This is a genomic window from Sphingobium sp. WTD-1 (genome assembly GCF_030128825.1).
Lineage (GTDB): Bacteria > Pseudomonadota > Alphaproteobacteria > Sphingomonadales > Sphingomonadaceae > Sphingobium.
In genome coordinates, this window is the sequence record NZ_CP119127.1 from 3,323,663 (window position 1) to 3,338,149 (window position 14,487).

The window sequence follows — 14,487 nt, forward strand, 5'->3', positions numbered from 1 at the left end:
GGGCCATGCAGACCGGAACGCTCAAGCTCAAGATCCAGATCCTTTGCGGGGAGGAGATCGCCATGGGACCGGGCAAGGCCGATCTGCTCGATGCGATCGCACTGCACGGCTCCATATCGGCGGCCGGGCGGGCGCTGGGCATGAGCTATCGGCGCAGCTGGCTGTTGGTCGATACCATGAACCGCTGCTGGAACGACCGGCTGGTCGAGACGGTCGCTGGCGGCGGCCGTGATCGTGGCGCGCGGGTGACGGAAGCAGGGCAGGCCGTGCTGGCCGCCTATCGCGCGCTGGAAGAGGCCGCGCTCACCGCGACCGGAGGACGGGCGCAGGGCCAGCTTGACGCCCTGCTACGGCCGATCCCCCTGCCCGCTACTCTTTCATAATTTCTTGCCGCAGGCTTCGTCCGGCATGGCGAAGCGTGGATCGGTAAGGAAAGTCCGATCGGTCAGGCTGTCGAGGAAAGCCCTGATCGCGATCCGTTCGGCGTCAGTCAGTTTCTGACCATGGCGCCGTATCGCCGCATCCAGCGTTTGCGCGGACCCATCATGCCACCAGGGGCCTGTCACTGCGACGTTGCGGAGCGGTGGCGTGCGAAAACGACCAGCATCACTGGTCAGCCCAGTCTTTTCCGCCAGGCCCGGATCGGCGGCCGTCGCCGGTTCCAGCCGATGATAGGCACCGTCACTGAGATCCCTCCCCGCATGGCAGGATGCACAGCCCTTGTCCGCGAACAGTCGCATACCCTGCAAGGCCGATGGCGACAGCGCATCGGCCTGCCCCCGTCGATCGCGATCATAAGGGCTATCGCGCGAAATCAGTGTGCGTTCGAACGCCGCCAGCGCCGCCGACACCGTCGCGATGTCGATCCGGCCGCGACGGTCCGGGAAGGCGCGCGCAAACATCCGGCGATAGCAGGCATCGGCACCCAGCCGACGCGGAAGTTCCGCCTCCAGCCCCTTCATCCCCATTTCGATGGGATGCTCGCCAAGCAGCGGCACCGCGACCTGCGCCTCCAGGCTGGTGATCGCCGGATCGGCCATGGTGAGGCGCGGCAACCAGGCGACATTGGCCAGGCCCGGCACATTGCGCAGGCCCGGATCGCCATGCACGCCGGGCCGCGTGCGGTTGCCGTCGGCAAAGCCGCGATGCTGCTCATGGCATCCGGCACAGCTCAACGTGCCATTGGCCGACAGGTCGGCGTCATAGAAAAGGCGGCGGCCAAGCTCGACCTTCGCCGCGCTCATTGCGTTGCCGACCGGGACTGGGGGCGGTGCTTCGCCCAGGGGCAAGCTCCAATGCCACGGCCGCCCTGCCCCGATCAGCAGCAGCGTCGCGAGCAATAGCGGCCAGCGCGCTGGCTTCACGGCAGGCGGGTCACCAGCACCATCATCTGCGGATCGCCATTGGCCGCAAGTTGCAGGATATAGTCGCCCGGTTCCAGGCTGTAATCGACCATCTTGCGGATGCCGGTGCAATCGGGGCCATGGCCATGCGCGGTCGAGGTCGCGGCGATGCCGTCCTTGACCACATCGACCCAGGCGCCACTGCTCAGCGCCACCCGCCAGGTGCCGGGCTGATCGACGGTGAAACGAACGATGCCACCGAAGCTGACACTGCCGCCCGGCTTGGCCGGGCGAAGCGGATAGCTGATCCTGGGTGTCGGCAGCAGGGTCAGCGCCACGGCCTGCCCGGCTTTCAGCTTGACCTTGCCGGCTCCTTTGGCATCCGCCGCCGCCTTCATCGGCTGCGGCGCGCGCCACGATGCCATCTCCGCCGGCGGATCGGCCGGGGCAGCGCAGGCCGACATGCCCGACATTTGCGCGAAGGCCGATGCCGGCACCAAAGCCGCGTACAGGGCCGGAAACAGCAGGAACAGAGGCTGACGCACGGGCTTCCCTCCCGAAGGCAAAACTATATACGGCGGGATATAGCGAGTCGAACGACCAAGAATAGGGGGATTTTCATGCGACCGACCATGATGCGCATTTTGCTGGCCAGCGCCTGCTGCTGGACCGCGACGGCAGCTGCTCAGGTCGCGCCGGATGCTGCCGGCGACAGCGATCGCTTCTCGCTCGGCCAGATCATCGTCACCGCCCCCCGCACCAGCGGGATCGAGATTGACGGCAGCACCCTGTCCTCCGATGCCATCTACAGCTTCAACCGCACATCGCTCGACGATGCAGTCAACCTCATGCCCGGCGTGTCCGCCGGTAACAGCGGCGGCACCCGCAACGAGCGACTGGTCTTCGTGCGTGGCTTCGACCGGTTCCAGGTGCCGCTCTCGATCGATGGCATCCGTGTCTATCTGCCCGCCGACAACCGGCTCGATTATGGCCGCTTCCTGACCACCGACATTGCCGAGGTCCAGGTGGCCAAGGGCTATGCCTCCGTGCTCGACGGCCCCGGTGCCATGGGTGGCGCGATCAATCTGGTGACGAGCAAGCCAACGAAGGCGCTCGACATCGACCTACGCGGACAGGTCAGCTTCGACAATGACATGGACTATGCCAGCTATACCACGTCAGCCAAGGTCGGCACCCGGCACGACCTCTGGTATGCGCAGGCCAGCTATGCCCGCAGCTTTACCGATCATTGGGATCTGCCCAATGGTTTCACGCCGCGCGTGCCGACGCTGGAAGATGGCGGCGCGCGCGACTTTTCACGGGCGGAAGACTGGCGGGTCAATGCCAAGATCGGTTTCACCCCCAACGCCACCGACGAATATGCGCTGAGCTATACCCATCAGGAAGGATCGAAGGGCGCGCCGCTCCACATCAGCGATACGGTCACCACGGCCCGTTTCTGGGACTGGCCGTCCTGGGACATCACCAGCGTCTATTTCCTGTCGACCACGGCGCTGGGCGACCGCGCGACGCTGAAGACCCGCGCCTATTATAACCAGTTCGATTCGATGCTCCGCTCCTTCAACGACCGGTCACAGACCACGCAGAGCCGGCCCTACGCCTTTGACAGCCCCTATGAAGACAAGGCCTGGGGCGGATCGGCCCAGCTGGATTTCACCGCGACCGATGCGGACACGCTGCGCCTCGCCTTCCATTATCGCCATGACGAGCATGTCGAGTTCCAGACCAGCTTTTCGACCGCCGGCGTCGCCACCACTGAACCCAAGCAGACCCAGAGCGAGGCCACCTATTCCATCGCGCTGGAAAATGAGCTGGCGCTGAGCCCGACGCTCCGCTTCACCCTGGGTGGCAGCTATGACTGGCGCAACCTGGAGCGGGCCGAGGAATATGGTGCCCGACTCGGTACGTCGGGCACGCCATCGGTCATCTATAATTACCCGCGCCGCGACGCCGACACCTGGAACGCGCAGGGCCGGTTCGACTGGCAGGCCAGCGATGCGCTGTCGCTCCACGCCAGCCTGTCATCGCGTGCCCGCTTCCCGACCATCTTTGAACGGTTCAGCCAGCGCTTCAACACCGCCATCCCCAACCCGGACCTGAAGGCCGAACGGGCGACCAATGCGGAGATCGGCGGTAGCTGGAGCCAGGGCTCCATCCGGCTGGAAGGCGCGCTCTTCTACAGTTGGGTGGGGGACGCCATCTTCAGCGTGCCGACGCCGGCCTATCCCTGCACCGCATCGACCACGCCGCCCGCAGTGCTCACGCCAGGCTGCGCCCTCGCCAACCTCAGCCAGAGCCGCAATGTCGGCAAGGGCGAATATTATGGCATCGAACTGTCGGCGTCGGCGACGCTGCTGCCGGGGCTGGACGCGGGCATCAACTATACCGGCATCAAGCGCGATCTGACCGATCCGTCCAACGCGCGCTTCCGCCCCACCGGCGTTCCCACGCACAAGGGCTTTGCCTATCTCGACTGGGCACCGGTCGAAAGGTTGCACATCGTTCCGAGCGTCGACCTGGCGTCGAACCGCTGGACCCTGTTCACCGCAACCCCGGCGTCGCAGCCAGCCCGCTACTACCGCACCGGCGCTTACGTGAATGCCAGCCTGCGCGTCGATCTGGCGCTGACAGATCAGATCGACCTCAGCATCGGTGGGCGCAACCTGTTCGATGATTACTATACGCTGACGGACGGTTTTCCCGAACCGGGACGTACTGTCTATGCCTCGGCCCGTTTCCGCTATTGATCCGAACGCGGCTGGGCAGGGATATATGGTTTATCTTTGCCCGGCCGCAGGCTAATCTGTGATGCGGTCGCACATTCTGTATCGCGTCGAGGATGATGATGGTCGACCTGTTTCCGCCACCACAGGATCGCAATGTCGGATCGGACAGCGTCCGGCCGACGCCTCGCGACGATCCCGCTCCGCAACATGGCAAGGATGTGGATGGCCCTAAAATCTGGCCTTTCCCCCATCATCTAGCCGAAGTCGGCGTGCAATTTCTGTCACGCTGGGCCGGCCCCATGGCCCTCGTCGGCGCGCTGCTTCTGATCGGCTGGTGGCTGTTTCGCTGAGCGATTTGATTCGACGTCGTTTCCATCAGGCCGGCAAGGCCTCTCACCGCGTCTGGTCGATTTTCCCTGCGACAGAACGAAGGGGCGGCAGGACGAAAATTGTGCGTTTAACGGATCGTCGGAAATGTGCGTCCGAATATCCCTCCCCCAATTGTAACAACCGAGCAACTATGTCCTGCTGCTACGCAACATAAATCAAAGGCAGCGGATGTCCTGGGGAAAGATCGCCACCGTTTGACGACGGGCGGGCGGACCAAGACGTCACGACGCATTTAAAGGGTTGCCGATGTCCAAAATAGATCTGGCGATTGCAGGAACCCCCAGTCGCCAGCCCACTACAGCCGCTTTCCAGCGGAATGCGCGCCTGTGGCTGAGCCTGGTTCTGCTGCTTGCAGACATGATGGCCCTCGCCGCAGGGTTCGTCATCGGCCTGCGCGTGGCGGGCATTCCGATCCTGTCGATGGAGGTCTGGCAACCGCTCGCCGGCGGGATATTGGTCTATGGCACCATCGCCTTTCACAATCAGGCCTATAACCCGCGTTGCCTGACCAGCATGACGGCGTCATGCCGCAGTGCAGTAATGGCGTTCGCCGGAACCCTGCTGATCTTCCTGCTGGTCGTCTTCTCGCTGAAGGTCACCGACAATTTCTCGCGCCTGGGCATCAGCACCGGCCTGTTCTTCAGCGGCGCGCTGATCGTGATGCAGCGGGTGCTGGTCGTCCGCGCCGTTCGTCGCCATTTCGCCGAAGGCCTGTTCGCCCAGTTGCTGATCATCGACGACGGCCTGATCCCCGACGATGTCAACGGCATGACGATTGTGGACGCACCGACGCTCGGCCTGCGCGCCGATCTGGACGATCCCTATATGCTGCATCGCCTGGGCATGCTGCTGCGCGATTTCGATCGGGTGGTCATTTCCTGCCCGCTGGAACGCAAGGCCGACTGGGCGCAGATGCTCAAGGGTGGCAATATCCTGGGCGAGATCATCGTGCCGGAACTCGACCCGATGGCGCCACTCGCGGTGCAGAGCCATCGCGGCGTGTCGACGCTGGTGGTCGCCCGCGGCCCGCTCAACCTTGCCAACCGCGCCAAGAAGCGGCTGCTCGACATCATCCTGACCGTGCCGGTGCTGATCGCGCTGGCACCGCTGATGATTGCGGTCGCCGTCGCCATCCGGCTGGACTCGCCGGGCCCGGTCTTCTTCCGCCAGGAACGGATCGGCCGGGGCAACCGCCTGTTCCATATCCTCAAGTTCCGCAGCATGCGGGTGGAACAGTGCGACACCGCCGGGGCCACCTCGACCCAGCGCGACGATAACCGCATCACTCGCGTCGGCCGCTTCATCCGCAGCACCAGCATCGACGAGCTGCCGCAGCTTATTAACGTGCTGTTGGGCGAAATGAGCCTGGTCGGCCCGCGCCCCCATGCCCTGGGCTCTACCGCCGAGGACCAGCTGTTCTGGCAGGTCGACCGCCAATATTGGCATCGCCATGCACTCAAGCCCGGCATCACCGGCCTAGCCCAGATCCGCGGTTTCCGCGGCGCGACCGAAACCCGGCGCGACATTCTGAACCGGGTTGAAGCCGATCTGGAATATTTGCACGGCTGGAGCCTGATGCGCGACATCGGCATCTTGGTCGGCACCGCTCGCGTGCTGGTTCACCGCAACGCCTATTAATCCCGCCCTTGGTGGAGCCCCAATGTTTACAGGGGCTTTGATCCGGATTGAGGATTTTGCGCATCAGAAGCCGGCTTTTGCGATGAGCGGAGCCGGCTTTCATGCCGATGTAAACTATTTGTGAACCCTAAAATCCTATATTAACGGCCGTTCATAAAGTTCCCAGGATGACGGTCGTGGCAGATGAAATGGCGGCGGTTGCCGCAACGAAAACCTCCTTTTCCGATGCGGGCATCGCCGTCCGCGACCTCCCCGAAAACGGCCATGCGCTGTCGATTGCCGACCGCGCAGAAGGACCAATTCAGTTTGTTTCGCGCTGGGCGGGTATCCTCGCTTTTTGCGCTGCAATCGGCGCGATCGCTTATTTGATCTTCTGATCGGGGCCAGTTTCCTTGCTCTCAGATTAACAGCCGGGATCGGCTGTTAACCGCTCCTTTCGCCGATGAAACGAGCCGTTGTTTTGGCGCGACAAGCCGCGTCCGGACCCGTGTGCATTACGTAAAAATACGATTAGCATGCCCCTTGTTGCTGCAATGCAATAAGGATTCATGCGTTTGGATAATGCCCATAACCCGTGTTTGCGGGCGCGCGCCTGTGCGCCCGCAGCAAATGATTTTGCATGGCCGCATGCGGCCGCCATGGCCGCTCTGGGCGGCGCAATGCTGTTCGCCACCCTGCCCTCCACGGCACAGGCCCAGGATGATGACAAGCGCATAGATACGCTCGGCCTGCACCTGACGGCCGGGCTCGATTTTCTCTATGACGACAATGTCTATCGCGTCGACGACCGGGTCGAAGACCCCACCGGCGACCTGATCGTCACACCCTCGATCGAGGCGACCTATGCCCATCCGATCGGGCGGCACGACATCCAGATCCGGGCCAAGGCCGGCTATGACCAGTTCGTGTCGGAGACCCAGCGCAGCAAGCTGCGACTCGATGCGGAGGCCAGGGCGACGATTCGATTCGGCGCCACCTGCGGCATCACGCCACGCGCCAGCTATCGCCAGCAGCGGGCCGATTATGGCGACATCAACGCCGCGACCGAAAATCTCCAGCGCTTCTCGACGCTGGGGGCCGACCTGTCGTGCGAACGGCCAGGCTTATTCCCGGTCGCCGGCTACCAGCACGACACGACGCGCAATGCCGATGATTTCGACTATGCCGACCAGGACAGCGACAGCTTCAAGGTCGGGCTTGGATATAACAAGCCCAGCTTCGGCACGCTCACCACCTATTATGAGCGCACGGTCAGCGACCGGCGCACGCTGGGGATCAAGAACCGCATCAACGCCTATGGCCTGCATTTCCAGCGGTCGGTAACGCCGATCACCCAGATCGATGCCGATCTGCAATGGCTGGATGTCAGCAGCGATTCCGCCGCCGTCGGCAATTATAATGGCATGGGCTGGGATGTGCGGCTGTCGACCAGCATCATCCCGCGCGTGAAACTGACCGCCTCCACCGCCCGCGACATCATGAATGACAGCCTGATCGCCAGCGGCTTCGCGATCCGGTCCAGCTATCGGATCGAGGGGGAGTTCGCGATCAGCGAGCTGACCTCGGCCGGCCTCTATGCCGACTGGCAGAGGCGCAAGTTCCGGCAGGATGCGGCGCTGCGCCCCTTCTCGATCGAAGCGGACCGCAATCGCCAGTTCGGCGCAACCCTCAAGCGCAAGCTGACCGATCGCTTCGACCTCAGCCTCGACGCTCAGCATTACCGCCGTCGTACCGATACCGATGTCTCCAACTATAGCGGCACGCAGGTGACGCTCTCAGCCCTGCTGCGCTTTTGACCCGAAGGGAGCCTGACCCATGAGAATAGCGACACGCTTCCATATCCTTGCCGCCCTCCCCCTGCTGGCGGTGCCGACCGCATTGTCGGCGCAAACCCCGACGGCCCAGGCGCCTGCCGGTGCCGCTGCGGCTGCACCCGCCGGCTACCTGCTCGGTCCGGACGATCAGTTGAAGATTTCGATCTTCGGCCAGCCCGACCTGTCGACCGAAACCCGGATCAAGGCCGACGGCACGGTGCTGCTCGCGCTGGTCGGGCCGGTGGATGCGAAAGGCAAGACCACGTCCCAGCTCGCGTCCGACATCGCCGCCAGCTATGCCGGTGGCGGCTATCTGACCAAACCCTCTGTCAGCGTCGAGGTGAGCGACTATGTCAGCCGCTCGGTCACGGTGCTGGGCAATGTGCCCCAGGCCGGCAATTATCCGCTCGACCGCAACTATACCGTGGCGTCGATGCTGGCCAAGGCTGGCGGCGCGACCACGGCCGGCGCCAATGCCGTCATCCTGACCCCGGCCGATGGCAGCGGCGCGGTACGCATCTCGCTCACCGACATGAGCGCGGGCGCCGGACGACCGCTCCAGGCCGGCGACATCCTGTTCGTGCCGCCGGCCGAGAAGGTCTATGTCTATGGCCAGGTCCAGCAACCCGGCGCCTTCTCCTATGTCGCGGGCCAGACCTTCCGCCAGGCACTTGCCCTGGCCGGTGGTCCAACCCTCGCCGGTTCGACCCGCAGCATCAAGGTGAAGCGCGGCGGACAGGAGGTTCAGGCCAAGCTGGATGATCCGGTAAAGCCCGAAGACGTCCTCATCATCCGGGAGAAGCTGTTTTGACCGCGATGGAACATGATTTCGGCGCCCGCTCGACGGGCACGCTCGACTGGCTCTGGTCCCTGCCGCGCCGACTGGCCGGCGGCTCACCCCCCTCCGCCCGTGTCATCCCCGATCAGGCTCCGTTGTTGCTGGACGAACCGGGCGCACCGAGCTTCCACCGGACGGCCGAACCCGAACCCGCGCCCGACGACACCCCCCGACCGCTTTCGATGGGCGCAATGGCAACGCCGCTCAAGCCCATCAGCCTGCGCCGGGATTCGATCTACAGCGCGTTCAACACCGCCATGCCGGTGACCGACCGCCATGGCCTGGCCGGCCGCAACAATGAGCTGGAAAAGCTGGTCGAGGCGATCGTGGTCCAGCGCAAGCATGCGATCATCTTCGGCACGCGCGGATCGGGCAAGACCTCGCTTGCGCGCGTCTTTGGCGATCTGGCGGACGAGGCGGGCTGCGTTGCTCTCTATGGGTCGGCGAGCGGCGAGGCTAATTTCGACTCGCTGTTCCGTCCCTTCCTCACCGAACTGCCGATGAGCGGCGCGGGCCAAGAACGGGCCCGCAAGCTCGCCACCGGTCCGCTGGACGTGAATGGCCTCGCCACCCTGCTGGTCGAGGAGGTGCGCCAGCGCTCCATCCTGATCCTCGACGAGTATGACCGGGTCCGCTCCGACACCGCCAAGCAGGATGTCGCAACGCTGCTCAAGCTGCTGACCGATATTCATTCGCCGGTGCAGGTCGTGCTGGTCGGCATCGCCGGGGACGTCGACGGCCTGATCGCCGCCCATCCCTCGCTCCGCCGCCACATCGCTCCCCAGCGGGTCAGCCCGATCGCCCGCCCCGAGCTGGAGTTGCTGCTGGCAAGCTGCGGTGAGAAGGCCGGACTGTCGATCACGCCCGAAGCCGTGGAGGCGCTGGCCGGCGCAGCGATGGGATCACCCTATCACGCGCGGCTGTTCGGCATGCAGGCGGCGCTTGTTACCGAGGCCGGCGGCCGCGAGCAGGTGACCGCCAGCGATGTCGAACAGGGGCTGGCCAGTGCGCTGGACGACTGGGCGGAAATGAGCAGCGCCAGCCATGGCCTGTTCACCCGCGCCCTGCGCGACAGCGCATCGGGGCGCCGGATGATCGCGCTGGCCGGCATCGTCGCATCGCAGATGTCGGCGATTTCGCTGGAGCGACTGCTGCGCGTCGGCAGCGACATATTGGGCGAATATCCGGGCATGGAGGCCGATGCCAGCGATGCGCTGGCCCGGTTGGAGCCTGCCCTCACGCCGACGCCGGGCGGCGAATTGTGGATGTTTGAAGATACGCTGGCGCCGCAATTCCTGCTGCTCATGGCCAAGCAGCCCGCGCCGCGCACGGTCGCGCCGACACCGGCCGAGGAAATGCGCGCCATGCTCCGAGGAGTGGACGGACTATGACGATGACCCCCCTGGATCTTGCCGCCGCCGTCAAGGCGCGCTGGCGGGTCGCCGCGATGATCGGCGGCACCCTGTTCCTGCTGATCGCGGTCGCGGCCTTCATGCAATCGCGCCAATATATGGCGACGACCTCGCTAATGCTGGATCTGTCGCAGACCGATCCGACCGACACGACCCAGAATCAGGGCCGGGTCGAGGTGGACTCGATCCTGGGCACCCAGACCGACATCATCCGCAGCGCCAAGGTGATCAATGCGGTCGCCAAGGAAGCGGGCTTCATCGACGCGCTACCCGCGGACATGCCGGCCGATGCCCGCCTGCAACAGGCCGCCGCGCGCGTGCGTGCCGGGCTGCTGGTGACCACCGGCCGCCAGAGCAACGTGCTGCAGATCCAGTATCTCGATCCCGATCCGCAGGTCGCCGCCCGCGTCGCCAACCTTGCCGCGCAGATCTACATGCGCGAGCAGGTGGAACTGCGCGCCTCGCCGGCGCGCACCTCGGCCAAATGGTTCAACGAACAGACCGCCGACGTGCGCCGCCGCTATGAGGATGCGCAGAAGCGCCTGTCCGACTTCCAGCGCGCCCATGACATCATCGGCATCAACCGCATGGATCTTGAGGCCGAGAAGCTGAAGAACATGTCCTATCAGCTGACCCAGGCCCAGGCCGAAGCCGCCGCCGCGCGCGGCAAGGCCGGCGCCGGTTCGGTGTCCGACATCGAAGGGTCGCTGATCGTCCAGAATTTGCAGGAACAGGTCGCTGCCCAGTCGGCCAAGGTGCAGGAACTGGGCAAGACGCTCGGCCCCAACCACCCGACCATGGCGGCCGCTTCGGCGCAATTGTCCGAACTCCAGGCCAAGCTTGGCGCCGCACGCGCCAGCCAGGCCGGTGCGGTCAGCGCCAACAGCGTCGCCGCCAGCCGCCGCGAGGGCGATCTCAAGTCGAACATGGCCTCGCAGGAAGACCGCATGATCCGCATGTCCGACGTGCAGGATCAGCTGATGGTCATGCAGCGCGATGTCGATGCGGCCCGCCAGACCTATGACACGGTGCGCCAGCGCTTCAACGAAGCGGCGCTCAAGAGCCAGATCTCGCAGCCCAATGCCAGCCTGCTCGACGAGGCCACCGTGCCGCTGCTGCCCGCCAAGCCCAACCTGCTGCTCTGGCTGGTGGGCGGTATCGCTCTTGGCCTGGTCGGCGGCATTGCGGCGGTCGTCCTGATCGAAATCGCCCAGCCCCGCGTCCGCTCCGCCGCCGGCGTGGCCCGTGCGACCGAGGTCGAAGTCATCACCGAATTGCTGCCTGCCCCCGCACGGGGCGGCTGGCTCCCCAAGCGACAGGAGGCCGCATGAGACTGCGTTCCACGGCTAGTGCCCATCCCCATCTGACCGCCGGCGCCACGACCGGCCTCAAGCCCCGCGCCCGCGATACCAAGGATTTCGCACAGCTCGCGGTCGAACATGGCTTTCTCGCCGAAACCGACATCGGCCGGATCGAAGCCCATGGCCATGCCGCAGGCCAGCCCTTCCAACAGGCTGCAATCGACCTTGGCCTGCTGGATCCCGAAACGGCGGGCGTCATACTCGCCATGCAGGGTGGCTTCCCGCTGCTGGCGGCCGGCGACCAGCGGGTCGATCCACTGGTGGTCAGTGCCTTCGACCCGGCGGACGCCTATGCCGCCAAGGTCCGCACCATCCGCGCCAAGATGCGCGCGGCGGCCAAGGACAGCGACGGCGCGGCCCTGCGCCTTGCCATCCTGTCGATCGATGCGGGTGACGAGGCCGCGATCCTTGCCGCCAATCTCGCCGTCGTGATGGCGCAGATGGACGGGCAGACGATGCTGGTCGATGTCGATATCGACCGTCCCTCGCTCGATCGGCTGTTCCGCGTCGCCAACAAGGCGGGCCTGGCCGAACAATTGCTGGGCAGTGCCGCGCTGCTGCCCGCCGCGCGCACGGCGGTCGATGGCCTGTGGCTGATGACAGCCGGCCGGGCCTCGGGCAGCGCATCCAGCCTGGTGACCAAGGGGCCGCTGGCGGACACCGCCGCCGGCTGGGGCCTGCATGACACATCGATGCTCTTCTACCTCGCCCAGCGGCGCGGCGAGCAGACACCATTCGGCTCCATCCTCGCCGGCTTTGATGCCGTCACCATCGTCGCCCGGCGTGGCGAGACCGCGATCGCCGACATGCGCCGCGTGATCGACGATCTGGACCGTCACGGCGTCGCAATCGCAGGGAGCGTGATCGCATGAGCCTGGAGCAGGCCATTCCCCGCCAACCGCTGCAACAGCCCGTGTCCACGCCGGAGGAGATTGCCCTGGTCGGCGGCATTCCGGTGTCGACCCTGTCGCTCGACGCGCTGATCGACCGGATGCTGGGCGAGGCCCCGCTGCGCCGCGCGCTCGACCAGCGCCCGCTGCTGATCTTCGACTGCAATGGTCAGGGCCTGTCGATGAATGCCACGGACAAGGACTTTCGCGACAATCTGGCCCAGGCGGACCTGATCCATGCCGATGGCCAGATCGTCGTCGCCGCGTCGCGCTGGGTCGGCCAGCCGCCGATTGCTGACAGATCCAGCACCACCGACATGTTCATCGACAGCCTGGTGCCCGCAGCCAAGGCGGGGGTCAGCTACTATCTGCTCGGCGGCGAGGAAAAGGTGAACGCCGCCTGCGCCGATCGGATCGTCGAAATGGCACCGGGCCTCACCGTCGCGGGACGCCGAAACGGCTTCTGGAAGTCGGAGGAAGAGGATGCGGTGATCGACGCGATCAACGCGGCCGCACCCGATGTCCTCTGGGTCGGCACCGGCAAGCCGCGAGAGCAGGCCTTTTGCGTGCGCAATCGCGATCGGATCAAGGCCGGCTGGATCGTCACCTGCGGCGGCCTGTTCAACTATATCACCGGCGACTATCCGCGCGCGCCGATGTGGATGCAGCGCAATGGCCTGGAATGGCTGCACCGCATGGGCACCCGGCCCAAGGAACTGGCCTGGCGCTATATCACCACCAATCCCCATGCCCTGTGGCTGATCTGGAAGCACCGCCATGGCTGAGGCGCAGGCGGCTTCCGGCCGTACCCAGCGCCTGGGCACCATCTTCGGCCGCTTCGGCCTCGCCAGCTTCTCCTCGGCGATCGTCTCGGTCAGCCATCTGCTGGTCCAGCTCTTCTCTATCCACCATCTCGCGACCACCGGCATCGGCGTGCTCGCCTTCCTGCTGGTCATCATCCAGTTCGGCTACAGCCTATCCAACGCGCTGGTGTCGACGCCCTATACGATCGCCGTCAATCAGGGCGAGGATGTCGATCGCGCGGCGCATCGCTTCTTCTTCCCGGTCAACCTGCTGCTGTCACTCAGCCAGGGGCTGATCTGCGCCGCGATAGCCTGGACCTCCGCCTCGCCGCAGGCCGCCCTGGTCTTCGGCCTCGCCGGCACATTGTCGCTGATCCGCTGGTTCGGCCGTTCCAACGCCTATGCCCATCATGCGCCGATGCAGGCCGCGCGGTCCGACATCGCCTATGCCGCGACCATCCTCATTGGCCTGCTAATCGCGATGCGCACCGGCGCGGACCTGACCGGCATCGGCACGATGCTGGTCGCCGCCAGCCTCGCTGGCCTGCTGCCCTTCGGCAGTCCCTATCTGCGCCGCCATGTCGCCATGTCGCCGCTGGCCGCCCTGCGCGCCTATCGCCCGGTGTGGAAGGAACAGTCGGCCTGGACACTGGTCGGCGTACTGTCGACCGAGGCGACGTCGAACGCCCACAGCTATGCCGTGACCCTGCTCGCGGGACCGACCGCCTTCGCGCCGATCGCCGTCGGCATGCTGTTCTTCCGCCCGGTCAATGTCTGCATCACCGCCCTCACCCAGCTGGAACGCCCGCGCATGACCCGTGCCGTCGCGCGCGGCGATCATCAGGCGGCGATCCAGTCGGAACGCATCTTCATGGGCGCCCTTGTCTTCCTGTGGCTCGGCACCTGCTTCGTCGCGGCCGGCGCGCTTTATTTCTTCCCTAGCCTGATCCTCAAGCCCACGCTTGACCATCAACTGGTGATCACTGCCGTGGCGCTCTGCGCGCTGCTCTCGCTGGTCCAGTGCGTGCAGACGCCGATGAGCGTCATGACCCAGGCCCGCAAGGCGTTCCGTCCGCTCGCCGCCCAGAGCCTGCGCAGCTGTGGCGTCGGCATTGCCGCCGTCACGCTGCTCACCCTGCTGGTCGCGCCCGTCTTCTCGATCGCCGGCGTCGTGCTGTCTCAGCTCGTCATGATGCTCGGCATATGGCAGCTCGACCGCAACTGGCGCCGCAACCAGGCGGAGGGCTGAAC

Annotated in this window: 14 protein-coding genes; 12 read left to right on the forward strand and 2 right to left on the reverse strand. The window is 65.4% G+C overall.

The window, feature by feature from the left end; all coding sequences use genetic code 11:
- Window positions 1-5: 5 nt before the first annotated feature.
- On the forward strand, window positions 6-383 hold the full coding sequence (locus tag N6H05_RS16480) for a winged helix-turn-helix domain-containing protein (protein WP_284110626.1): 378 nt from the start codon (window positions 6-8) through the stop codon (window positions 381-383).
- On the opposite strand, the gene N6H05_RS16485 is transcribed toward N6H05_RS16480, so the two are convergent.
- Window positions 378-1,364 (reverse strand): cytochrome-c peroxidase, encoded by a 987-nt coding sequence (locus N6H05_RS16485; protein WP_284110628.1) that lies wholly within the window; start codon window positions 1,362-1,364, stop codon window positions 378-380. The two genes, N6H05_RS16480 and N6H05_RS16485, sit on opposite strands and share 6 nt — an antisense overlap.
- Window positions 1,361-1,888: a hypothetical protein gene (locus N6H05_RS16490; protein WP_284110630.1), complete on the reverse strand. Its 528-nt coding sequence runs from the start codon at window positions 1,886-1,888 to the stop codon at window positions 1,361-1,363. Before N6H05_RS16490 ends, N6H05_RS16485 begins: the two co-directional genes overlap by 4 nt.
- Window positions 1,889-1,963: 75 nt before the next feature.
- Here N6H05_RS16490 and N6H05_RS16495 point away from each other — a divergent pair, with 75 nt between their 5' ends.
- The 11 genes from N6H05_RS16495 to N6H05_RS16545 all read left to right on the forward strand — a co-directional run bounded on the left by N6H05_RS16495 (window position 1,964) and on the right by N6H05_RS16545 (window position 14,485).
- The gene (locus tag N6H05_RS16495) at window positions 1,964-4,111 is read left to right on the forward strand and encodes a TonB-dependent receptor plug domain-containing protein (RefSeq protein ID WP_284110632.1); all 2,148 of its coding nucleotides are present in this window, start codon (window positions 1,964-1,966) and stop codon (window positions 4,109-4,111) included.
- A 92-nt stretch (window positions 4,112-4,203) separates the two neighbouring features.
- Window positions 4,204-4,440: a hypothetical protein gene (locus N6H05_RS16500; protein ID WP_284110634.1), complete on the forward strand. Its 237-nt coding sequence runs from the start codon at window positions 4,204-4,206 to the stop codon at window positions 4,438-4,440.
- A gap of 286 nt (window positions 4,441-4,726) precedes the next feature.
- Window positions 4,727-6,118 carry a sugar transferase gene (locus tag N6H05_RS16505; protein WP_284110635.1) on the forward strand — a complete coding sequence of 464 codons (1,392 nt, stop codon included), beginning with the start codon at window positions 4,727-4,729 and terminating at the stop codon, window positions 6,116-6,118.
- 167 nt (window positions 6,119-6,285) lie between these two features.
- Window positions 6,286-6,495 (forward strand): hypothetical protein, encoded by a 210-nt coding sequence (locus N6H05_RS16510; protein WP_284110636.1) that lies wholly within the window; start codon window positions 6,286-6,288, stop codon window positions 6,493-6,495.
- Window positions 6,496-6,756: 261 nt separating this feature from the next.
- Entirely contained in the window at window positions 6,757-7,914 is a 1,158-nt protein-coding gene (locus tag N6H05_RS16515; RefSeq protein WP_284110638.1) for a hypothetical protein, read from the forward strand.
- Between the two features lie 19 nt (window positions 7,915-7,933).
- Window positions 7,934-8,743 carry a polysaccharide biosynthesis/export family protein gene (locus N6H05_RS16520; protein ID WP_284110639.1) on the forward strand — a complete coding sequence of 270 codons (810 nt, stop codon included), beginning with the start codon at window positions 7,934-7,936 and terminating at the stop codon, window positions 8,741-8,743.
- A 5-nt stretch (window positions 8,744-8,748) separates the two neighbouring features.
- On the forward strand, window positions 8,749-10,161 hold the full coding sequence (locus tag N6H05_RS16525; RefSeq protein ID WP_284114252.1) for an AAA family ATPase: 1,413 nt from the start codon (window positions 8,749-8,751) through the stop codon (window positions 10,159-10,161).
- Window positions 10,158-11,513, forward strand: coding sequence for a GNVR domain-containing protein (locus tag N6H05_RS16530; RefSeq protein WP_284110640.1), 1,356 nt, complete (start codon window positions 10,158-10,160; stop codon window positions 11,511-11,513). Before N6H05_RS16525 ends, N6H05_RS16530 begins: the two co-directional genes overlap by 4 nt.
- Window positions 11,510-12,415, forward strand: a complete 906-nt coding sequence (locus N6H05_RS16535) for a P-loop NTPase family protein (protein ID WP_284110641.1) — start codon at window positions 11,510-11,512, stop codon at window positions 12,413-12,415. Before N6H05_RS16530 ends, N6H05_RS16535 begins: the two co-directional genes overlap by 4 nt.
- A complete protein-coding gene (locus tag N6H05_RS16540) occupies window positions 12,412-13,218 on the forward strand; it encodes a WecB/TagA/CpsF family glycosyltransferase (RefSeq protein WP_284110642.1) in 807 nt (268 codons plus the stop codon). Before N6H05_RS16535 ends, N6H05_RS16540 begins: the two co-directional genes overlap by 4 nt.
- Window positions 13,211-14,485, forward strand: a complete 1,275-nt coding sequence (locus tag N6H05_RS16545) for a polysaccharide biosynthesis protein (protein ID WP_284110643.1) — start codon at window positions 13,211-13,213, stop codon at window positions 14,483-14,485. Before N6H05_RS16540 ends, N6H05_RS16545 begins: the two co-directional genes overlap by 8 nt.
- The last annotated feature ends 2 nt before the right edge of the window (window positions 14,486-14,487 follow it).